The 22,021-nt window shown below is 39.8% G+C and carries 21 protein-coding genes; 10 read left to right on the top strand and 11 right to left on the bottom strand.

The annotated features are described in order from the left end of the window. Positions 1–427 precede the first annotated feature (427 nt). Positions 428–1,492 carry a branched-chain amino acid aminotransferase gene (locus QWZ08_RS23865; RefSeq protein ID WP_290340125.1) on the bottom strand — a complete coding sequence of 355 codons (1,065 nt, stop codon included), beginning with the start codon at positions 1,490–1,492 and terminating at the stop codon, positions 428–430. 50 nt (positions 1,493–1,542) lie between these two features. Here QWZ08_RS23865 and QWZ08_RS23870 point away from each other — a divergent pair, with 50 nt between their 5' ends. The 3 genes from QWZ08_RS23870 (at position 1,543) to QWZ08_RS23880 (ending at position 3,227) form a co-directional block, all read left to right on the top strand. Further along, on the top strand, positions 1,543–2,043 hold the full coding sequence (locus QWZ08_RS23870; protein WP_290340126.1) for a hypothetical protein: 501 nt from the start codon (positions 1,543–1,545) through the stop codon (positions 2,041–2,043). Positions 2,044–2,050: 7 nt separating this feature from the next. Beyond that, entirely contained in the window at positions 2,051–2,632 is a 582-nt protein-coding gene (gene rdgB, locus QWZ08_RS23875; RefSeq protein WP_290340127.1) for an RdgB/HAM1 family non-canonical purine NTP pyrophosphatase, read from the top strand. Positions 2,633–2,792: 160 nt separating this feature from the next. After that, complete coding sequence (locus QWZ08_RS23880; protein ID WP_290340128.1) at positions 2,793–3,227, top strand: acyl-CoA thioesterase; 435 nt, start codon at positions 2,793–2,795, stop codon at positions 3,225–3,227. Here the strand turns inward: QWZ08_RS23880 and QWZ08_RS23885 are convergent. The 3 genes from QWZ08_RS23885 to QWZ08_RS23895 form a co-directional block, all read right to left on the bottom strand. After that, positions 3,224–3,964, bottom strand: coding sequence for a shikimate dehydrogenase family protein (locus QWZ08_RS23885; RefSeq protein ID WP_290340129.1), 741 nt, complete (start codon positions 3,962–3,964; stop codon positions 3,224–3,226). The genes QWZ08_RS23880 and QWZ08_RS23885 overlap by 4 nt on opposite strands. A gap of 7 nt (positions 3,965–3,971) precedes the next feature. Then, a complete protein-coding gene (locus QWZ08_RS23890; RefSeq protein WP_290340130.1) occupies positions 3,972–4,733 on the bottom strand; it encodes a phosphosulfolactate synthase in 762 nt (253 codons plus the stop codon). Positions 4,734–4,813: 80 nt separating this feature from the next. Continuing rightward, complete coding sequence (locus QWZ08_RS23895) at positions 4,814–6,235, bottom strand: tetratricopeptide repeat protein (protein WP_290340132.1); 1,422 nt, start codon at positions 6,233–6,235, stop codon at positions 4,814–4,816. A 160-nt stretch (positions 6,236–6,395) separates the two neighbouring features. Between QWZ08_RS23895 and QWZ08_RS23900 the strand changes: the two genes are divergently transcribed. Beyond that, complete coding sequence (locus QWZ08_RS23900; RefSeq protein ID WP_290340133.1) at positions 6,396–6,743, top strand: hypothetical protein; 348 nt, start codon at positions 6,396–6,398, stop codon at positions 6,741–6,743. A 50-nt stretch (positions 6,744–6,793) separates the two neighbouring features. Here QWZ08_RS23900 and QWZ08_RS23905 read toward each other — a convergent pair whose 3' ends face one another. The 4 genes from QWZ08_RS23905 to QWZ08_RS23920 form a co-directional block, all read right to left on the bottom strand. Beyond that, complete coding sequence (locus tag QWZ08_RS23905) at positions 6,794–7,450, bottom strand: hypothetical protein (protein ID WP_290340134.1); 657 nt, start codon at positions 7,448–7,450, stop codon at positions 6,794–6,796. 118 nt (positions 7,451–7,568) lie between these two features. Further along, positions 7,569–9,401, bottom strand: a complete 1,833-nt coding sequence (gene yidC, locus QWZ08_RS23910) for a membrane protein insertase YidC (protein WP_290340135.1) — start codon at positions 9,399–9,401, stop codon at positions 7,569–7,571. 113 nt (positions 9,402–9,514) lie between these two features. Further along, positions 9,515–10,159: a 50S ribosomal protein L25 gene (locus tag QWZ08_RS23915; protein ID WP_290340137.1), complete on the bottom strand. Its 645-nt coding sequence runs from the start codon at positions 10,157–10,159 to the stop codon at positions 9,515–9,517. 119 nt (positions 10,160–10,278) lie between these two features. Then, on the bottom strand, positions 10,279–11,235 hold the full coding sequence (locus QWZ08_RS23920; RefSeq protein WP_290340138.1) for a ribose-phosphate pyrophosphokinase: 957 nt from the start codon (positions 11,233–11,235) through the stop codon (positions 10,279–10,281). A gap of 82 nt (positions 11,236–11,317) precedes the next feature. Here QWZ08_RS23920 and radC point away from each other — a divergent pair, with 82 nt between their 5' ends. After that, complete coding sequence (gene radC / locus QWZ08_RS23925; protein ID WP_290340139.1) at positions 11,318–12,019, top strand: RadC family protein; 702 nt, start codon at positions 11,318–11,320, stop codon at positions 12,017–12,019. A 13-nt stretch (positions 12,020–12,032) separates the two neighbouring features. On the opposite strand, the gene QWZ08_RS23930 is transcribed toward radC, so the two are convergent. From QWZ08_RS23930 to QWZ08_RS23940, 3 genes are all read right to left on the bottom strand, one after another. Next, positions 12,033–12,344: a DUF3467 domain-containing protein gene (locus QWZ08_RS23930; RefSeq protein WP_290340140.1), complete on the bottom strand. Its 312-nt coding sequence runs from the start codon at positions 12,342–12,344 to the stop codon at positions 12,033–12,035. Between the two features lie 127 nt (positions 12,345–12,471). Continuing rightward, positions 12,472–14,583 carry a ComEA family DNA-binding protein gene (locus tag QWZ08_RS23935; RefSeq protein WP_290340142.1) on the bottom strand — a complete coding sequence of 704 codons (2,112 nt, stop codon included), beginning with the start codon at positions 14,581–14,583 and terminating at the stop codon, positions 12,472–12,474. Then, positions 14,570–15,415, bottom strand: coding sequence for a PorV/PorQ family protein (locus QWZ08_RS23940; RefSeq protein ID WP_290340143.1), 846 nt, complete (start codon positions 15,413–15,415; stop codon positions 14,570–14,572). Before QWZ08_RS23940 ends, QWZ08_RS23935 begins: the two co-directional genes overlap by 14 nt. 81 nt (positions 15,416–15,496) lie before the next feature. Here QWZ08_RS23940 and QWZ08_RS23945 point away from each other — a divergent pair, with 81 nt between their 5' ends. The 5 genes from QWZ08_RS23945 (at position 15,497) to guaB (ending at position 21,967) form a co-directional block, all read left to right on the top strand. Further along, positions 15,497–16,369, top strand: a complete 873-nt coding sequence (locus QWZ08_RS23945) for a bifunctional 5,10-methylenetetrahydrofolate dehydrogenase/5,10-methenyltetrahydrofolate cyclohydrolase (RefSeq protein WP_290340144.1) — start codon at positions 15,497–15,499, stop codon at positions 16,367–16,369. Positions 16,370–16,491: 122 nt separating this feature from the next. Then, positions 16,492–17,115 (top strand): 7-carboxy-7-deazaguanine synthase QueE, encoded by a 624-nt coding sequence (locus tag QWZ08_RS23950; RefSeq protein WP_290340145.1) that lies wholly within the window; start codon positions 16,492–16,494, stop codon positions 17,113–17,115. Between the two features lie 205 nt (positions 17,116–17,320). Further along, positions 17,321–19,255 (top strand): OmpA family protein, encoded by a 1,935-nt coding sequence (locus QWZ08_RS23955; RefSeq protein ID WP_290340146.1) that lies wholly within the window; start codon positions 17,321–17,323, stop codon positions 19,253–19,255. A gap of 63 nt (positions 19,256–19,318) precedes the next feature. Next, a complete protein-coding gene (gene dprA, locus QWZ08_RS23960) occupies positions 19,319–20,416 on the top strand; it encodes a DNA-processing protein DprA (protein ID WP_290340147.1) in 1,098 nt (365 codons plus the stop codon). Between the two features lie 57 nt (positions 20,417–20,473). Next, positions 20,474–21,967, top strand: coding sequence for an IMP dehydrogenase (gene guaB, locus QWZ08_RS23965; RefSeq protein ID WP_290340148.1), 1,494 nt, complete (start codon positions 20,474–20,476; stop codon positions 21,965–21,967). Positions 21,968–22,021: the final 54 nt, after the last annotated feature.

The following is a 22,021-nucleotide window of genomic DNA, read 5'->3' on the forward strand; positions in this document are numbered from 1 at the left end:
CTTTTTCAAGCGGGTTGCAAAAGTAAATCACTTTATTTATTTTACCTAATTTAATTTTAAAAAACTTCTAAATTTCTTTTGGTTATTTTTCGAATTTAAGGTGATTTTTATTTTTAAGAACTACCCCTTTTTTATTTGGGAGTGCGAAGGTAAGGGCGTTCACTATAGCTTCCAAATTTTATTAAAACTAATTGCCGCTTTGTGCAAAATACTTTTATGAAAAGCTGCAGGAAGAGATGCTTTATAACTGTTTTATATATGCTACCCTACCAACCCGGGCAAAATACAAATTGCCCTGAAACCTTTATGTATAAGGACTTCAGGGCAATTGATATATCTGTCTGAATTAAATTTTTGCGGGTAAACTACAAGCCGGAAATATTTTTCAAAACAGAATAAATCTTTTATTTATTCAGGAAATAATTTTTTAAACGGCCATCATCCACTGATGATTATCCGGTGCTTCGCCATATTTAATTGCATCCATCCTCGTTTTTATTTCCGGCGCAATTGTCCATTTGTCTACATCAAAGGTCATAATAAAATCTTTGTACTTTAATTCCTTAATTAAAGAGATGGTTGCAGCGGTTCCTGTACCAAAAATTTCGTTTAAAGTACCTGCTTTATAAGCATCCATTATTTCTTCAATACTCAGCTTCCTTTCTTCCACGATATACCCCATTTCTTTTAAAATTTCAATGGTACTATCCCTGGTAACGCCTGCTAAAATGGTACCGTCTTCCAAACCAGGTGTAATTACCTTGTTGTCTATAATAAAAAAAGCGTTCATTGTGCCACATTCCTGCACATATTTATGCTCAAACGCATCCATCCACAATACCTGGTCGTAACCCTGTTTTTGTGCTATTGCAGATGCATGCAACGAACCTCCGTAATTACCAGCTGCTTTGGCATAGCCGTATCCTCCCTGCACTGCACGCACATATTTTTCTTCTACATAAATACGCATGGGCGCTGCATAATAAGGGCCAGTTGGGCTTAGAATGATCAGGAATTTATACTTATCACTTGGCCGTACTCCAATGGCTTCATCGCTGCTGAACATGAAAGGGCGGATGTATAATGAGTGATTCGGCTTTGCAGGTATCCAGTCTTTCTCAATTTCAATCAGCTGGCGCATTCCTTCAATAAATATTTCTTCGGGCACAACAGGCATTTCCATTCTTTCCGCAGAACTATTGAATCTTTTGAAATTATCATAAGGCCGGAAAATAGACGCATTACCATCCGCATCCTTATAAGCTTTAATACCTTCAAAAATAGCCTGACCATAGTGCAGGGCAGCTAAAGAAGGTGCGAGGGAAAGTGGCTGATAAGGTTTAATGGACGGAGTTTGCCACTCGCCATTTTCATAATCCACTTCCAGCATGTGGTCTGTAAAATATTTACCAAAAGGCACGTTATCCAAACTTATTCCTTCCAGTTTACTCTGTTTTACTTTGGTGATATTAAAATCTTCTGCGGCTATCATATTCCTTAATTTTACAACAAAGTAACAAAAAAAATACAGAGTAAAGGTTCATGAACATAGATAATATTCAGTTAACGCCGTTTTTAATACAGGAGTTATTTAAAAATTCACTGGTTGAATCAGACAATCCGGAGCCTGTAAAAAAGCCCGATGCAGCGGCTTCATTTGCTATATTGGGACATAACCGCAAAAAAATAATTATCCTCGTAGCCAATGATGAAACCTTGTATTTGCCAGATGAACAATTAAATTTTTTGCTGGGTATATTATCGGCTTGCAGCTTAACCATGGAAGATGTAGCCATTATCAATACCAGGAAAAATAAAAACATAACCTACAAGGCAATTGAACAGGAGTTAAAGGGAGAAAAGGTTATTTTATTTGGCGTAACACCTGCACAAATCAACCTGCCTATTGAATTTCCGCAATACCAGGTACAGGCCTTTAACAGCCAGACCTATCTTACTGCCGCTATGCTTCCGGAAATACAGGAAAATAAAGCTGAAAAAGCTAGACTGTGGAATTGCCTGAAACAAATTTTTTCTATATAATTTTCTTATGGATCAATTGATTTTTGCGACCAACAACCAGCATAAAGTAGATGAAATAAGAGTTGTGCTTGGTGATCTGTTTGCTATCAGTACATTAAAAGAAGCTGGCATTGACATCGATATTCCTGAACCGCATGATAAGCTGGAAGCGAATGCAACTGAAAAATCGCTGACTATTCATCAACTCACCGGTAAAAATTGTTTTAGCGAGGATACCGGTTTGGAAGTAACCTCATTGAATGGAGAACCGGGCGTAAAGAGTGCACGATACGCCGGTGAAGAAAGATCGTTTGATGCCAATATTGATAAGCTGCTTGATAAGCTGTCTTCATTACCCAACCGGGAAGCCAGGTTTAGAACGGTGATATCACTTATACTAAATGGAAGGGAAATACAGTTTGAAGGAATTTGTGAGGGTACAATTATTAAAGACAGACGGGGCGGCCACGGATTTGGGTACGATCCTGTTTTTGTACCTGCCGGAAGTGACAAAACTTTTGCTGAAATGTCTCTGGAAGAAAAAAGCCAGTTCAGTCACAGAAAAAAAGCAATTACCAAAATGATTGCATTTTTAAAAGAACAGAAATAATAGGAAATAATTAAAGCCTTAGGGATTGCAGCGGAAAGCCCGGAACGAAGCGCAGTGCAACGAAGTGTAGTGAGGACTTGTAGCGGAAAGCCCGGCCCGCCGCGGAGGGAAATGCCCAGGCTAAAAACATCTTTATTCTTTTTTTAACTTCGTGATATCAATGGCAAGAATAAAGATTATCATTCCTTCATATAAAATTTTCACTGTAACTATCCCGGTGCGGATCAGTGATATCAACTATGGTAATCATGTTGGCAACGATGCATTTGTTTCTATTCTGCACGAAGCCCGGGTGCAATGGTTAAAAAGCCACTTCTTTACTGAGCTCAATGTCGCAGGAATCGGACTCATCATGAGCGATCTGGCTGTGGAATTTAAAAAGGAATCTTTTTATGGCGACAGTATTGAAGTACAACTAAGCTGTGGCGAAATTTCAAGCGCCGGATTTGAATTGTATTACCAGCTTTTTACAAATAGAAACGAAGAAATGTGTTTGCTGGCCAATGCTAAAACCGGCATTGTTTGCTATAACTATTCTTCAAAAAAAGTAAGTGCTATCCCGCAGGTATTAAAGAATATTTTGGCAGCTCATTAAGTGTTGTTCCATATCTCCCAACTCGCTTCCGCCTGAAGAATCAGCATTTTATAGCCGTTTTGTATCTGCGCCCCACGCTCCTCTCCTTTTTGAAGAAATAATGTTTTGGCAGGTTTGTACACCAAATCGTACAGGTAATGTTGCGAATTGATAAATTGATATGGGAGATGCGGACAGGTGTGATTGTTGGGTGACATGCCAGCAGGTGAGCAATTGATAACAACTAGGTAAGATTGCATTATTTGTTCATCAATTATATCATAATTGATATAACCAGGTCCTCTGTCTTCCTGGCGTGTAACCAATAAAAATTGAATACCCAATTTTTGCAACACATATTGTACTGCTTTTGATGAACCTCCTGTTCCTAACACCAAAGCCTTTTTATGATGCGGCTGCAATAATTGGCGAAATGATTGTTCAAAGCCAATGACATCTGTATTAAATGCTGTCAACTGTTCCCCCTCTATTTTGATACAGTTTGCGGCCCCAATTGCCTTCACCTCAGGAGTTACCTGCGTAACAAATTGCAGCACCTGTTCTTTATAGGGAATGGTAACATTTAATCCTTTTAAATTGGGATTGTCTCTAATTAATGATGGAAATTGATCAATGGCCGAAATGGGAAAGGCCTCATAAAAACAATCACTAATTCCTTCCCTGGCAAATTTTTCTGCAAAATATTGCTTTGAAAAAGAATGGCCCAACGGATAACCAATCAATCCATACAACTTCATGTGGTGGTTATTTATTAAGATAGAGTTCGAAGGTATCTCCACGCAATCCTATGCGCATGGCTTCCAAAGGAATGACTTCTGTTGGAGCAATATTACCCAGGTTAACGTTGCAGCCAATCAGCTCCAGGAAGTACAACTGTTGTGCCTTTTGGGGAGCTTCCCATAAAATTTTGTCTTCGGGTATCTGTGTTAAAATTTCCTGTACCAGGCCTTCTCTTACTTCACCACTGCCCCGGTAAATACCAACATTGCCAGCTTCCCTTGCTTCAGCTATAACATAGGCAGAGCCTGCTTCCAGTTCGGCCCGCATTAACTCTATCCATTTATAGGGAGGAATGATATGAGCCGCATCTTTGCTGCCAACTTCGCTCAACACAATAAAATTTTTGGCTAGTTTTTCAATGTATCCGCATTTCTCTGTATGTGGTATAGTAACTGAACCATCGCTCACTTCAACATATTTAATTCCGAATTCATTGCAGACTTTTATATAGTCATCAAACTGGTTACGAATCAGGAAAGCTTCAAATAAAGTACCGCCAAAATAGACTGGAATATCATAAGAAAGATAAACTTCCAGTTTCTCTCTCAGTGTTGGCGTAACAAAGGCAGTCCCAAAACCAAGCTTCACAATATCAACGTGCGGATGGGAAACACTCATGAAATTTTTTGCCTCCTGTACACTTAGTCCCTTGTCCATTACCATTGTGATACCATGCGCACGTGGCTTTTTGTGGCGCTCCGGTATCTGAGAAAGATTGAAATTCATTCCACTATTTTTTTGATTGGCGCAAAGATAACCATTGACTACTAATAGTTAGTAATGCACCAGCAGAAAAACGGGATGTTTTAAATTGACTTGTTGCGCTTGAATCTGGCAATAACATCTACTACCAATTGATTTTGGAGAATGGAAGGATTTAATTCGATGAATTTTTTTACCAGCTTGGGGTTCTTTTCCATACCCAGTTCCAGCTGAATGATAGCTTCCTTTGATTTACCCGCTGCTAAAAGAAAGGCACTTTTATAAAAAAGGAAAATTGGTTTTACATTGGTTAATTCGATGGCGTGCTCAACATACTCCAGGCCTTCATCTATGCATTTGGCATGATACAAACATTTTAACAGCTCCAGCCAACCGTTGCTGTTTTTTGGTTTGTTACGTACCACATTGCCAAAGTATTGCACTGCTTCTTCTATTTTGCCCTGCTCCATAAAGCACTGCCCCATGGCTAAATTATATTCCGGCTGTAACCGGTGAATGCGCATTGCAATGTGAAGATTTTTTATAGCGCTGTCCCAAACGCCTTCGTTCATATACGTTACTGCAATCTTATAAAACAACTGGCTGTCATCCTGGTTTAGATGTGTAGCCTTGCGATAATTAAATCTTGCCTGTGCATAATTGTGCAATTTGTCGTAGCAATGGCCGATGGCTTCATAAATAACATCTTCCGGCCTCGCCAATTCCAATACTTTTTGCAATACTTCAATAGCATCCTTGTATTTTCTAAGTCTCAAGTAAGCATCGCCCATGTTACGCCAGGCATAATCAAATTTTTCGTCTATTGCGACGGCGTATTGGTAGGCATCAATTGCCTTTTCGTATAATTTAATTCCCTGGTAAGCTGCGGCCAGGTTAAACCAGGCTAATTCGCTGAAGGGAAAATCCTCAATAATTTTCTGGTGCAATCTTATCCCCTCCTCATTTCTGCCAGTGAAATCTGTCCAGAAACAAATTTTGTACAACGCTTCTTCGTTATTAGGATCCATTTCAAGTATCATTTTCAGGCAATCAAATACCTTATCAAAATTTTCGTAATCATCATATACGTCTGTCAATTCAAAAAGCAGTTCCAGTTTTTCCTCTCCCCCAAAATAATTGAGGGCATCTTCCAGCACCTCGGCGGCTTTTTCCTGCTGATCCAATGCCAGGTAAGCATCCGTTTTAAGAATGTACAGATTAATATCGCTGCTGTCCAGGATTTCTGCCTGCTCTAAAAAATACAGCGATTCCTTGTACTTTTTTGCTGCAATTAAAAGGTCAGCCCTTTTTATAAGTAATGAAGAAGAGTATGGATATTGATTGATAGCGTAGTCGGTGACTTCCAATGCCTGAATCAGTTCGTCTTTGTCATCAAAATAGTCGATGATTTTTTCGAAGGCATCCTCTTCAATAAAAGAATGGCTGCGCCCTGTTTTAAGGTTGTCATACTGTTGCAGCAGTTCCTTCAACTCTTCCCTGTCTTGACGGTATGGATTTTTGCTCATGCGCTTGTAGGTTACTGTAAAATACATTAATTTGAATAAACCATCAAAAAAAAGTAACATTTCCTAAGGCTATGCGTTAAACTCATCATAAAGATTTGTATAAGTGGTACGCATTTTGACAGAACTTTAATATATCTTTGTTTAGTTAAAATTATTTTAAATGAAAACGTTCACCAAAAAGTTACTTACAATTGCTCTGCTGTTTGGCATTGCACAGGTTGCTATGGCTGACAGAGGCGTTGGGAAAAAGAAGAATAAAACTATTTTAAACATCTATACACCGTCTACTCTAAGAAATTCAATTGCATTTAATCTTAAATCGGGATTAAGTTACAAGGGAAGTTTGTTAACCAATACGCAAACAGTTGGCAACAGCATTATGGCCAACTCATTAATTACTTATCAGAAAGGAAATATAACTTATGTTATTCCTTACAAACATAAAATTGTAATGCCGGAAATTACACAGGGTTATACAGGAATGAAATTGATCATTCACAGCCATTAACTGCTTTCAGCAAAAATATTTTGAAAGATCTTTCTTAACGAAGGTCTTTTTTAGTTACTGTCTTTTTTCCCAACCCGGCTTTCGTCGTAACTCATTACCCGGTAACCGGATTTTGGGATATCAAATTTGGAAACGGCAACTGCACCCGGATCAACAGAAGCAAGTGTATATTTAAATTTCAGTTTGCCACTTTCAAATTCGTATTCTACAGGAAGCCCGGGAAGATTTTTAAATAGCTGGTTGTAGTTTTTATCATTCACGTTTATATCCGGCGAATAAAAGACTGTCATAACGCTGCCATCCTTTAATTTGGCGGTTGCCATTACGCAGTTATAGCCCGCGATTTTTTTGGTATCAGTAGTTGGGGTAAAAACTATGCCTTCGAATTTTTTATTGTGACTTGTCCAGTTATCTTTCGTTAATGTAATCATCAGCTTCTGACCGCTGTATTCTTTTAATATAACACCAGTCGAACTCTTTGCATCGTAAATAGTTGTTTCCTTTCCCAGCGGACTTGACATTTCTGTTTTGCTTAAATTTCCTTTTAAATACACAGTATTCGTAGCACCGCTTAAAGGGTCGGGCTGCGCAGCATTACTACCGGTTTGCGTAGCAATCGTATAAACCAGGGTCCCCTCTGAAATTATTTTTTGAGCATAGACATAACCATTGAGCGCTAACATTACAACCATTGCTACAGCTTTCATAACTTTCATTTTGTGTTGATAAAGATAGGGAAATACAATGCCAAAATAATCACAAACTCATACACGAAAAAGCCTGCAGTTGTTGAAAACTGCAGGCTAATATTTTCTTTAAAGACGTTTACTTCTTTTGTGTTTTGGCTTTCACATCCTGCACCTTTTTATTAGCATCCTGCATTGCCTGAATTCTTTCCTGCAGCTTACTTTGCTTAACCGGCTTCTTTCTGTTTTCTTCAATCTGTGCCAGTATTTTATCATGATCAATAATGTATTTCTGAATCACAATCTGCAGGATCAAAGTAATGGTATTGGAAATAGTATAATACCATGTTAGGGCCGAAGGCAGTTTATTAAAAACGCCCAGCAGCAACACGGGGAAAATATAAGGCATGTATTTCATCACAGGATTGGAATTATCCTGCATGTTAGTCATGCTATATATCGAAATCAGTAAACTGGTTATTACCGCCGTTAATGTGAAAAGGCTCACATGGTCGCCGTAGAAAGGAATATTAAAGGGAATGTTATAAATAGAATCGTATGCCGCCAAATCTTTTGCCCAAAGAAAATTTTGCCCCCGCAACGAAATGTTTGACTGGAAGAAATAATACAGCGACATAAAGATCGGAATCTGTAACACTGCCGGTAAACAACCGCCTAATGGACTTACCCCCGCCGATTTCCACAGCTTCATCTGATCCATACTAAAAGCCTGCTTATCTTCTCCATGCTTCTCTTTCAGCTTATCTATTTCCGGCTTTAGTGCTTTCATTTTTGCACCACTTACATAACTCTTATATAAAATGGGCGAAGTAAGTAAACGGATAAAAAGGGTCAATAATAAAATTACGATTCCCATACTGGCCACATTCTTTCTTAATATATCAAATACAGGTAATAAAACATGCCGGTTGATATATTTTACAAAAGCAAAAACACCACTTCCGTAAGGCACGATATTTTCCATTTTATTATTGTACGCTTTTAACACATGGTAATCACTCGGGCCATAATATAATTGTAAGGGAACGGTTGCCTGGGAACCTGAACCGATGTTTATATTACAGCTGGCCACTGTTTGCGCCAAAATATGCAGGGAAGTATCCGCCGGCACAGTCCATTTAATTTCGGCACTTTGAAATTTATTTTTGTTTACCAGGGCACTTACAAAAAACTGTTGCTTTACAGAAAGCCAGTCAACCGGCTTTTCAAATTTCTTGTCATCGCCGCTATTACCGAGCATAGTAAAATCATAACTGCCATCTGTGAGGTAACAAATATGGGTTTGTCCTTTTTCGTATACCTCGTCTTTTTCAATTTGATTGGTTTGCGTTTGCCATTGCAGGTTAATGGTATTTTTTGACACCAATTTTTCTGCACCGTTTAATACAATTGCAAAGTCGAGTAAATAATCATTAGCACGCAACGTATATTGATGGGTGATTTGCTTACCCGCCGAATCTTTGATACTGAATGTGAGGGTCTGGCTTTTGTCAGCGTTTTCCGTTTTAGCACCGGTTACGAAAACCAAGTCGGCAGTGTGCCCGGTTACATTTTCGCCGGTATTTATATCATAAGAAATCTTATTGAATTCGCCCTGTTGTATGATCACAGGTTTACCATCCAGTGTTTTATAGTTTTTTAATTCAACTGTTTTAGGTTGTGCACCTTTGTTGGTAAAAGTAATTTTCATCACTTCGTTTTCAAGCGTGGTTTCTGCAACCGCCCCATCCTGCTGTAAACTACCAGCCGCTTTTTCCCTGCGGGTAGAATCAAATCTCAGCGAATCCAGCTTCATTTTTGCGATATCAACCTTAGGTTTTGTTCTTGCAATTGAATCTGCCAGCCGCTGTTGCTCTGCCTGGTAAGCAGCATTGCCTTTATTATTAAAATAAAACATGCCCATCAACAACATACCTATTAGCACAAAACCAATCACGGTATTTCTATCCATTCCCATAATATTAATTTAAGTGGGCAAAGGTAATTAAAGTTTATAGTTGCCCCGTATAAAAAATGCCCTGTAAAAGCAGGGCATTTTTTTGATATAAATTACATTCAAATCACTTATTTTTTTGCAGCAGGTGCGGCTTTAGCAGCGGCAGCAGCAGGTGCAGCAGCTTTTGCAGGAGCCGCGCCCTTAGGAGCAGCAGCTTCTTCCTGTTTCAACTGACGCGTCATTGTGATAGAGGCAATTGGAATACGGGGTGAGTTCATAATCTCCATATTTTCAGCCTTTACATCCTGAACGCGGATATTTTCATTTAAAGCAAGATTGGTAATATCCAGCTCAATGTTTTCGCGTAAATATTTAGGCAACAATTTAACTTTCAAACTTTTCATCTTGATAACCAGCTTACCACCCGCTTTAACACCTGCAGGGGCCCCGGTGAATTTAAGCGGCAATGTAACAGTAACCTTTTTATCTTCCACCAATTCCAGGAAATCTACGTGAATTAACTGGTCACTTACCTTGTCAAATTGCAGATCTTTCAATACGCACCGGTAAGGTTTTCCGTCTATCGTAGCTTCCACTACATTAAAATCAGGCGTATAAACAATGTTTTTAAACGCCGTTGCAGGAGCAGCAAAATTAATCTCCTCAGCACCTCCGTAAATTACAGCTGGCACTTTTTCCTCAAGGCGAAGCTGGCGGGTGGCTTTTTTGCCAAATTCGGTCCTGATTTGTCCTTCGATTGTAATCGTTTTCATTTAATGATTTTTTTAATGAGGCGCAAAGGTAAGGAAATAATGGGTATTTTGATAGTTGAAAACGAATATTTGACATGCCAGCATCTTTTAGCAATTTGAAACAACATTACCCATTATTACTATATCTTTCTATTTGCCATACGGCTGCGTAAGAACAGACTATTAATGCTCTTATTTTCCAATGCATTACGTATTGCAATTGCAAACAGTTCCGCTGTAGAAACTACCCTGATTTTTCCGCCAATATGTTTTACCGGAATGGTATCACAAACTACCAGTTCTTCCAGTGCACTGTTTTCAATATTTTCGTAGGCGTTGCCACTTAAAACGGGATGCGTACAAAATGCCCTTACGCTGCGGGCACCTTTTTCTTTTAGCAATCCTGCGCTTTTTGCCAGTGTGCCACCCGTATCGCAAATATCATCCAGCAACACAATATCCCTATCGGCAACATCTCCAATAACTACCATACTGGCAATTTCATTCGCTCTTTTCCTGTGCTTATCACAAATAACCATTTCGGCTTCAAAATAAGTAGCCACTTCCCTGATGCGGTTAGCGCTGCCTACATCCGGAGCTGCGAACGTGAGGTTTTCGAGATTTAAACTTTCTATATAGGGAATGAAAATAGCAGAAGAATCAAGGTGATCCACCGGAATATCAAAATAGCCTTGTATCTGCGGCGCATGTAAATCCATTGTAACAACACGGTCGGCGCCTGCAGCGGTTAACATATTGGCTACCAGTTTTGACCCGATAGCCACCCTCGGCCTGTCTTTCCTGTCCTGCCTGGCGTAGCCATAATAGGGCATTACTGCGATTACTTTATAAGCCGATGCCCTTTTTGCCGCATCAATCATCAGCAGCAATTCCATCAGGTTGTCTGTTGGCGAAAATGTACTTTGAATTAAAAACACAAACTGGCCCCGGATACTTTCCTGGAATTCCACCCCTATCTCACCATCACTAAAGCGTTGTATATTTACTTTACCTAATGGCTCGCCAAATTTGGTTGCAATGGCCTCGGCAAGATAGCGGGAACCTGTACCGGAAAAAAGTTTTGCGTTATACGACATAATGAATGGTTGCTTGGACGATGAACGAAATATTAAGATGCTGCAAAACTATCGTATATAAGCTGATGTTTAAATTTCTATCATGGAAAATATCAACAAACCTTCCACGTCTATAAAAAACTGGGCAGTGGATGACCGGCCGAGAGAAAAATTGTCACTGAAGGGAGCTGCTGTTTTAAGCGATTCTGAGTTACTGGCAATTTTAATAGCCAACGGCAGCAAAGAAAAATCAGCTGTACAGCTTGCAAAAGAAGTGTTGCAATTAGGTGGCCACAATCTGAACGAATTGGGTAAACTTTCCTTAAAAGAATTACAAAAAATAAAAGGGATTGGAATTGCCAAAGCCATTACCATTGCGGCTGCGCTGGAAATCGGGCGCAGACGACATGCTTCAGCTGCGCTGGAAAAAACTGTGATCAAAACAAGCAGCGATATTGCACAATATCTTCGGGCAACCATTAAGGATTTTAGCTATGAAGTGTTTGCGGTGCTCTTTTTGAACAAGGCCAATAAAATAAATCATTTTGAAATTATAAGCCGCGGCGGGTTAACAGGCACGGTAGCCGATCCTAGAGTCATATTAAAAATAGCATTGGAGCAGGAAGCCACTTCCATCATACTTTGTCACAATCACCCTTCAGGTAATTTACGGCCGAGCAGGGCAGATGAAGAACTAACACAAAAAATTAAAACAGCCGCCCGATACCTCGATATTTTAATGATGGATCATTTGATAGTAAGCGAAGAAGGTTATTATAGTTTTGCCGATGGCGGATTGCTTTAATATCCAACAATACTTAAGCCTGAGCCGGCGGCCCTCCGAAAGTAAAGGGAATCTCAAGTGCTTCCATATCCTGTATTACGCCGTTGGCTGTTTCAAACTTTTTTACATTTTCCACCATTGCCTTCATAAAACGCTTTGCGTGAAAAGGAGTTAAAATAATCCGGCTCTTGACTTTACTCTTTGGTGTACCAGGCATCACGTTTACAAAGTCTATAATAAACTCGGCATGACTGTGCGTAATAATAGCGAGGTTGGCATACTGACCTTCGGACATTTCCTCTGAAATCTCTATGTTTATTTGATTGGGCACTTGTTGATCGGGCATAATAAAAATTTAAATGTGGTTATGTTGATAATCTATAGCTGGACAACAAAAGTAGGAAATAGACCCTATAAAATTGCAATAGTTATATTTTGTAAAAACAATATTCTGAGCAAGTCGACGTTAAATTTTAAAATCGGTACTGCAATTGCATTTTAATTTCAGATTTTTTATTTCCCGGTATTTCATCCAGCCCGCTGCCAATGGAAGTTTTATCCTGGTAAATACTTTGTCCCCATTTTATCCATACAGTTATTTGCTTATTCAAATCGTAATTAAAGTTGAGGTAATATCTGAAGCCCTTATCATAAAAAACAGGAATGGAGTAACTATACAACACATCATTTTCATAAGCATATAAACGGCTTTCGTAGCCACCCGTTTCAAAATATTGCATACGCATACCGGCTGAATAATTCTTTAATGCCGGTTTATAAAGAATATCTGCAAAGGATAAAAATCCATTTTGCGCATCCTGACCTTTTTTGTTATACCAAACCATCTCCACCCTGTTGCGGAATGTAATGGCAGAATTAATTTTATAATTAACCTGCGTTCTGAAATTTTGTTTAGGTTTATTTACAACCAGCGAAAGCAGTGATAAATCGGGATTAAAATTCTTTGATTTGGATTCCGCGTGGTACCGTACATACCATTCCAATTGTTTATTCGGTTTATAAGTTGCCTGCAACATGTAATCAGCACCTGCCGATGGGGCATCCGTTAAATATTTAAGCCAGGGAAATTTATATAAATCGGCATATACATCAATACGCCAAAAATTGGTTGGCCTTATGCTGATGCCACCGAACATTCCTTTTTCATTTACCGGTGTTGAATTTTCTGTAAAGGCACTGGAATATAAAGCATGGTATTTTTCTGAAATGTTCCGATATAAAAAACTCAGGTCAACATTTGCATCCACACTAATGAGCAACCCGTTTACAAATGCTTTAGCAAAATTATTGGTCACCGCAGCTTCCCCAAAAAAGTGCATATTCTTAAAAGTATAGGAATAATCAATACTGTAATTGCCCAATGTATTTCCTGACAATGCATATAAATTATAAGGCACTGCTTCCTTATTAATCGGAAGCCGGAAATGATATTGAATTCCATTCACCCCTACATGAAAAATGTTTTTATTATATGCCAGGTTACCACCAAAAGCAAGTTGCTGTTGTATACCTTTATCAGCGGTCTCGCTGCTGGTTCTGTGCAAGCCCGATGTTTGTAAAGAAGTAATAAAGCCATCAGTATTAATTGTGTCCAAAGCAAAATTGCCATCCACGTTTTTGAGCGATGCGAATACCGTTGTCTCCCAGTTTTTTCTGCCAATGGTAATTCCAACTCCACGATGAAAATTAATTTCTCCCGCGGAATTATATGGCCGTAATATTGCCAGCTGTCTTTTAATATTCGTTATATCGGCGCTTTTCTTAAAAGCAAGGCTTTGCCATTGCGTTAAGCCCTGCCCCATGTTCACAGTAAAATCGCCCAATGCCAGTTGTTTTATAACACCAATATTTCGTGCAAATAAATGAGCTGAATAAAAATCAAATCCGTTTTTTTGAGCGCCTTTAAAAAATTGTTCTCCTGCATCCTTTTCCGCCAACAAGCCATACTGCAACAAATTTTTGTACTGGTATTTGTACCGCACAAAAACCTTTTGCGGTGAGCCCGGATAAAAATTGTGTGCTGTTGTAGCATCTGTTCTATACCCTTTCGACTTCTCTAATCCCTCCGATGCTCTTACCAATATTGTATTGCTTCCATTATGCAACCTTTCATTTAAAGAATGTGTCAACACAACTTTGTTGCTAACGGTAATAAATAACCGCAGTTTTTGAATGGTGATAATATTCCATCCTGGCACGGCCTGCAACTCATACAGATTAATAAAATTGCCCAACAGGTTTCTGTAACTGATCAGGTTTTGAATTTGTAGGGGAGATAATATCATTAGTTCTTTTAATTGTTCCGCATCGGCAGTATTCAGGTTAATTGGATCTTTTAAAAACTGTTGCATGGATTGTAAAAAAGAATCGTCTTCTGTTTCATTATCATCATTGTTTTCGGTTATGGCCTCCAGTTGTTGTTCTGCAATGTTGGAAGGTATTTCCGGCGTTTGTGCTATTAATAATTCCGGTAATAAAATGATAGTTCCAATCAACAGAGAATAACCCGCCACTTTTAAAGCAGCAGGTAAAATACATCCTCCATTTTTTTTAAGGCGTATCATCTGGAGCTGATTTGGATGGCTTTTCGAAATTAATAATCAGCAGCAGCCCCGGCGATAAACCAAGTTGCGGGTGATAGCTCCCTGTAACGTCCAATCGGAAATTATTCCATCCAACTCCAAAACCTGCATACCCGGCAGAAGTAGCGGTGGCAACACCAACCCTCGCAAAAAACTGTTTCATAAACTGGTATTGAACACCCGTATTGATATTGACAGGGAATTTTTCTTCTTTAACAATTTCAGCCCCAATAAAAAAATGATCGTTCACATCATAACCCGCCCCAACTGTAACAGCACTGTTAAGCTTTTCATCGGTTTTTGAAAATTTGCCCCCAACAGGATTGTATACATGCAGGCCAAGATTTAGCTTATCCGTGAGATGAAAAACAGTTCCTATTTCAACATTTATAACACTGGAATTTATGTAAGACGGCGCGTTGTAGTTATAGTAATTAAATTGAATGCCGACATTCAGTTTTTTACCAACGCTCCTTGCATAGGCAAGGCCTGCCTGGCTTTCATTAAAATTTTTAAACCCACTGTAATGAACAGCAACCCCGAAGTTACCGTTGGCCGTAGGAACCGCCACAGCAGCGGCATACAAGCTGGTAGCGGCAAGCAAAAATCTTCGTTCGCCATACACGCCTGCCGTAATGTTTTTCACCTGTGCTAAGGCAGCCTGGTTATTTATAAAAGATAAGGCATCAGCCTGGCGTGTACTATAAGCCGAAAGGCCAATATAGCCGGCCGAAAGCGGTTGACGGAAAGATTGTGACAAGCAGTGCGATATGGCAAAAAGTAGCAGGGCGGCTGTACAACTATTTTTTTTCAAAACGTTACAGATTTAATATTAGTAATATAATAATATTTTTCCAATTGAAATAGTTTTATTAATAGTAGTTACTTTTGCAGCATGCAAATTTTAGATGGAAAAATTGTATCTCAGGCTGTAAAAGATGCTATTAAGATTAAAACCGAAGCGGCAAAAAGTGCCGGTAAAAAAACGCCTCACCTTGCCGCCATTTTAGTGGGCAGCAATGGCGCCAGCGAAACATACGTTGCCAGTAAAGTAAAAAGTTGCGAAGAAGTAGGCTTTAAAAGTTCACTGATAAGATTGGCTGACACTATAACAGAAGCTGAGTTAATTACAGCAATTGAGGAACTAAATGCCGATTTGGATGTGGATGGTATCCTGGTACAATTGCCTTTGCCAAAGCAAATCAGCGAAGCAAAAATTATTGGTCTTATTCATCCTGATAAAGATGTGGATGGGTTTCATCCGATGAGTATTGGTAAAATGGTTCAGGGCCTGCCCACCTTTATTCCTGCTACACCTTACGGCATCTTACTGATGCTGGAACATTATAAAATTGACACCAAAGGCAAGCATGCAGTCGTTATCGGCAGAAGCAATATTGTTGGCAGACCCATCAGTATTTTATTAAGCCGCAATGCCTACCCGGGCAATTGCACCGTAACTGTTTGTCATAGCCACACCCATAATTTAAAGGAAATTTGTTTACAGGCTGATATTATTGTAGCCGCTCTCGGCATACCCGGTTTTTTAACGGCCGATATGGTAAAGGAAAATGCTGTGGTAGTTGACGTAGGTATCACAAGGGTAAAAGACGATACAAAAAAATCCGGCTTTGCCATTAAAGGCGATGTTGATTTTGCAAACGTAGCACCCAAATGCAGCTATATTACACCAGTACCCGGCGGCGTCGGATTAATGACCATTGCAGCTTTGCTGATGAACACCTTCAATGCATGTGAACAAAAATAATTATTGTTTACCAGTAGTTGTTTTTCAATCAGCATCGTTGTGTCACTCACTTTTACCGTATACCCTTTAGCGGCTTTTATCTAAGCGTAACAGCAGCTGTTCATTAGAATGATTAATAAAAAATGACTATAACTTCTTCCACCATAACGCAACAACTTCCTGTAATGGAACACTTCTATACCATCCAGGGAGAAGGTGGCCACCAGGGCCGGGCCGCTTACTTTATACGCCTTGGCGGATGCGATGTAGGCTGTGTTTGGTGCGATGTAAAAGATAGCTGGGATGCAAATAAACATCCATTGGTGGCTATTGATACACTTGTTGAAATAGTAGCAGCAACGCCTGCCAGGCTGGTGGTAATTACGGGTGGCGAACCACTGATGCATGATTTAACAGCACTCACATCTGCCTTACAGTCAAAAGGTTTTGAAACAAATATTGAAACCTCGGGATCCCATCCCCTATCCGGCAGCTGGGACTGGATCTGCCTTTCGCCTAAAAAATTTAAAGCACCGCTACCTGAAGTAGTTCCATTCGCTAACGAATTAAAAGTTGTTATTTTTAATCAGTCAGATTTTGCCTGGGCAGAAAAATATGCTTCATTGGTGTCACCACACTGCAAATTATATTTACAACCCGAGTGGGATAAAGCTGCCATAGTTACGCCGTTAATCATTGATTATATTAAAGCCCATCCCAAATGGCAACTTTCTCTGCAAATACACAAATACATAAACGTACCATAAAGCCGAAAGCTTAAGGCAGAAAGTAAAAGGCAAGTGAAAAACCACGTTGCTATTTATCAGTAAATCCAATACTTTCAGCCTTTAGGCTTCATGCTTAAGCGTTTGGCGTTAAGCTTTAAGCCTTCTGCTTCCAAAAGCAACTTTAACAGCCATCACAATTTTTTCTTTGTAATTCGTTTTACCTTCAACCAACAATTGATAGTGTATGGCAATAACAAACATTACTTTTAAAAGACTGGCTTTGGTTGTATGCTCACTTTCCTGCTTTGTTGCAGTAAGTAAAGCCCAATGGTATAGTCCTGAAAAAGTAAATAAAAAAGCGTACGCTATTTATGAATCAGCATATCAAAATGCAATGGATCAAAAATATGATGCTGCCATTGCCGACATTGATAAAGCCATCAGCATTGACCCTAAATTTGTAGAAGCCTGGCTAACCAAAGCAGGAATTTACGCCGATCAGAAAAAATATGATTCTTCGGTTATTAATTTTGAAAAAGCCTTGCAGCTGGATTCCGTGTTTGCAAAAACTTATTTGCTGCCCTACTCAATTTCACTTGCGGGCATGGGGCAATTTCAAAAAGCATTAACAGCAATTACCGAATTTTTAACCAACCCCACACTCAATCCGCAAAGCATTAAAGCAGGCAATTACCGCAAAAGCGTGTATGAATTTGCACTGGAGTATGATAAAAAACATCCCGCAAAAAATTATGTATTTGCCCGTAAAAATTTAGGCGACAGTGTTAATTCAGATGCACTGGAATATTATCCATCCCTTACCATTGATGGTAAAAAATTAATTTTCACCAGGCGACTTTCAGGCGATGAAGATTTTTATGAATCCGACTTTACAAATGGAAAATGGAGCAAGGCAAAACCGCTCGGAGGAAAGGTGAATACCAATTTAAATGAAGGAGCACAAAACATTTCGCAGGATGGTGAGTGGATTATTTTCACGGGATGTAATTACCCCGAAGGCCAGGGCAGCTGCGATTTATATATTTCCTTTAAAACAAAAAATGGCTGGAGCGAAGCAGAAAATATTGGCCCAATAGTAAACACCGATTTTTGGGAATCGTCGCCTTCACTCTCCCCGGATAAAAGAGATCTTTATTTTTCCAGCAACCAGTCTGGAACCTATGGTGGTAAAGACATTTGGGTAACGCACCGGAGTAATGCCGGCAAGTGGAGCCGGCCGGAAAACCTGGGACCTGTCATCAATACCAAAGGCGATGAAAGCTGCTCATTTATGTACGCCGATAACCAAACATTATTTTTTAACAGCAACGGCCATCCCGGCTACGGTCAGACAGATTTATTCTTTTCCAAAAAAATAACAGACAGCACCTGGAGTGAACCCGAAAATTTAGGCTATCCCATCAACACCATTGATGAAGAAGGTTCTTTGATTGTAGCTGCTGATGGGAAAACAGCCTATTACGCAAGCGACGGAAGTGACACCCGTGGCGGGTTAGATTTATATAGTTTTCAATTAAGGGAAGATATACAACCACCCAGAACATTGTGGGTAAAAGGAAAAGTATTTGATGCCAAAACAAAAAATGGTCTGCCTTCTTCAGTTGAATTAACGGACATCAATACACGCCGTTTAGTCAGCAAAGTACAAACGGATGAAGATGGTAATTATTTAACTACACTGCCTGTAGGTAAAGATTATGCTTTCAACGTAAACCGGAAAGGATATCTCTTTTTTTCCGAGCATTATAATATTGATGCAAGTAGTGATTCAGTTTATACCGCCGATATTCCCTTGCAGCCAATTGAAACCGGCGCTTCAATTATTTTAAAAAATATTTTTTTCGACACAAAGAAAACAGCATTAAAACCAGCGTCGATTGTTGAACTGGATAAGGTAATTCAATTGATGAATGATAACCCGAAACTGAAAATTGTAATCACCGGCTTTACTGATAATGTTGGTAAACCACAGGATAATGTTGTGCTGTCCAACGGCAGGGCATTGTCTGTTGTAAACTACCTGCTGGCCAGCAGGCAAATAGCCCGCGAACGACTGCAGTTTAAAGGCCTGGGTGCTGCAAAACCTATTGCAGATAACACTACCGAGACGGGTAAAGCCCTCAATCGCAGAACGGAATTAAGCGTTATCAGCAATTAATATTGTGTTTTGGTAAAAAGATTTTTTATTATTGTTCTTATATTTACCAAGCCGCCATCCCCCATGTCTGATTTGCTTTATCAAATTGCATTAACCCTTGTGCCTAATATTGGCGATGTACATGCCAAGTCATTGATAAATATATATGGCGACGCACAGTCTGTTTTTAAAGCAAAAAAGAAGGAGCTTGAAAACCTGGAAGGTATTGGCACAGTAAGGGCTAACAGCATTAAATCATTCACCGATTTTACCAGCAGCGAAGCGGAAATAAAATTTATTGAACAGTACAAAATTACCCCACTCTTTATAACAGATAGAAATTATCCGCAACGCTTATTAAACTGTTACGATAGCCCGCTGCTGCTGTTTTACAGGGGAACAGCTGACTTAAATACGAGCCGGATTATTTCCATTGTGGGCACCCGCAGTAATAGTGATTATGGCAAAGCCGTTTGCGAAAGACTGGTAGAAGAATTACAATCTGAAAATGTACTCATAGTAAGCGGACTGGCATATGGGATTGACACCATCGCACATAAAGCGGCATTAAAAAATAATCTACCTACCTTAGGCGTGCTGGCGCACGGGCTCGACAGGATTTATCCGCCGCAAAATAAAAGCATGGCCAAACAGATGGTTGAACAGGGCGGATTGCTAACCGAATTTTTAAACAACACCAACCCCGATAAACAAAATTTTCCCAAACGTAACCGTATTGTAGCTGGCATGTGTGATGGGTTAGTGGTGATCGAAAGCGGCAAAAAAGGAGGTTCATTAATTACAGCTGAATTAGCCAACGGGTACAACAAAGACGTTTTTGCTATACCCGGCAAAACAACTGATAGCAAAAGCGAAGGATGCAATTATTTGATAAAAAATAATAAAGCTTCTTTAATCACCGGCGGAGATGACCTGCTTGAAATGATGAATTGGAAATCTGCAGCAAAAACTACCCATAAAAAACAACGGGAACTATTTATAGAATTTACCGCAGATGAAAAAATAGTGGTAGATATATTACAGCAGCACGAAAGCCTGCAGATAGACCAGCTGTATTTTAAGAGTAGCCTCAGTAGTAGCGCCATGGCTGCAGCTTTACTGATGCTGGAAATGAATGGAATAGTTGACAGCTTACCCGGTAAAGTATATAAAATAAGTTGATACTTTAAAAAAATTCTTTGGTTTTGGGAGCGTTTACTTTTTCATATATCTTTGCCTATGGCAACAATAAACAACACTCCGGCACAAACAAAATCCAACAAATTTTTCGGTGAAGGCTTAACGTTCGATGACGTTTTACTTATACCTGCTTATTCAGAAGTCCTTCCCCGCGAAGTTGACATCACCGCTACACTTACCAAATCGATAAAATTAAATGTACCCATGCTGAGCGCAGCCATGGATACCGTAACTGAAGCCCAGCTGGCAATTGCCCTGGCACGGGAAGGTGGCCTTGGCATATTGCATAAAAATATGAGTATTGATCAGCAGGCCGACCAGGTAAGAAAAGTTAAAAGAAGTGAAAACGGATTGATACTTGACCCTATTACATTGACCGCTGATGCAACGATTGGCGAAGCAATTCGTATTATGCGGGAAAATAAAATCGGCGGTATTCCAATTATTGATGGTGCACAAAAATTAATAGGCATTCTTACCAACCGCGACCTACGCTTTGAAACCAATTTTAAAGAAAAGGTAAGTACCATCATGACCAAAGAAAATCTCATTACCGCTCCCGAAGGCACCGATCTTAAAAAAGCAGAACTCATCTTCAAAAAAAATAAAATTGAAAAATTACCCGTTGTCAACAAAGCCGGCAAACTGATTGGCCTGGTAACATTTGGCGATATCCTTAAATTAAAAAGCCATCCCAATTCAGTAAAAGATTCCTTTGGCAGGTTACTGGTTGGCGCAGGAGTTGGCATTACAAAGGATACACTTGACAGGGTTGCCGCTTTACAAAAAGCGGGTGTTGACATTATTTGCATGGACAGCGCACACGGCCATACAAAAGGCGTAATAGATGCGGTGAAAGCAATTAAAAAAACTTTCAAAGGTATACAGGTAATTGCGGGTAATGTGGGCACCGGTGCAGGTGCCAAAGCGTTGGCCGAGGCCGGCGCTGATGCGGTGAAAGTAGGTATAGGACCAGGTTCTATCTGTACTACGCGTATTGTTGCTGGTACAGGTGTTCCTCAAATAACTGCCGTGATGGAGGTTGCCGCAGCATTAAAAGGAAAGAATGTTGGCATCATCAGCGATGGCGGCATACGTTACACCGGTGATATGGTTAAAGCATTGGCCGCAGGTGCCAGTTGCGTGATGATGGGCAATGTTTTTGCAGGCACGGAAGAGAGCCCCGGCGAAACAATTATTTACGAAGGAAGAAGGTTCAAGCAATACCGCGGCATGGGTTCGCTGGGTGCAATGTCGCAAGGCAGCAGCGACCGCTATTTCCAGGACGTGGAGGCCGATATCAAAAAATTTGTACCGGAAGGCATTGAAGGAAGGGTTGCCTTTAAAGGTCCGTTAAAAGAAATTGTGTATCAGTATACAGGTGGCTTGCGGGCAGGAATGGGCTATTGCGGCGCCAGTAATATCAAGGCTTTACAGAATGCTACATTTGTAAAAATAACGAACGCGGGTATGCGTGAAAGTCATGCACACGATATTGCCATTACAAAAGAGGCACCTAATTACAGCAGGTAAACAGTGCAGTTTTAGTGTCCGGGCTTTGAAGCTTTGTGGTGCATCGTTGCATCG

This window comes from Ferruginibacter paludis (assembly GCF_030409685.1).
In the GTDB taxonomy this organism is placed as follows: Bacteria; Bacteroidota; Bacteroidia; order Chitinophagales; family Chitinophagaceae; genus Ferruginibacter; species Ferruginibacter paludis.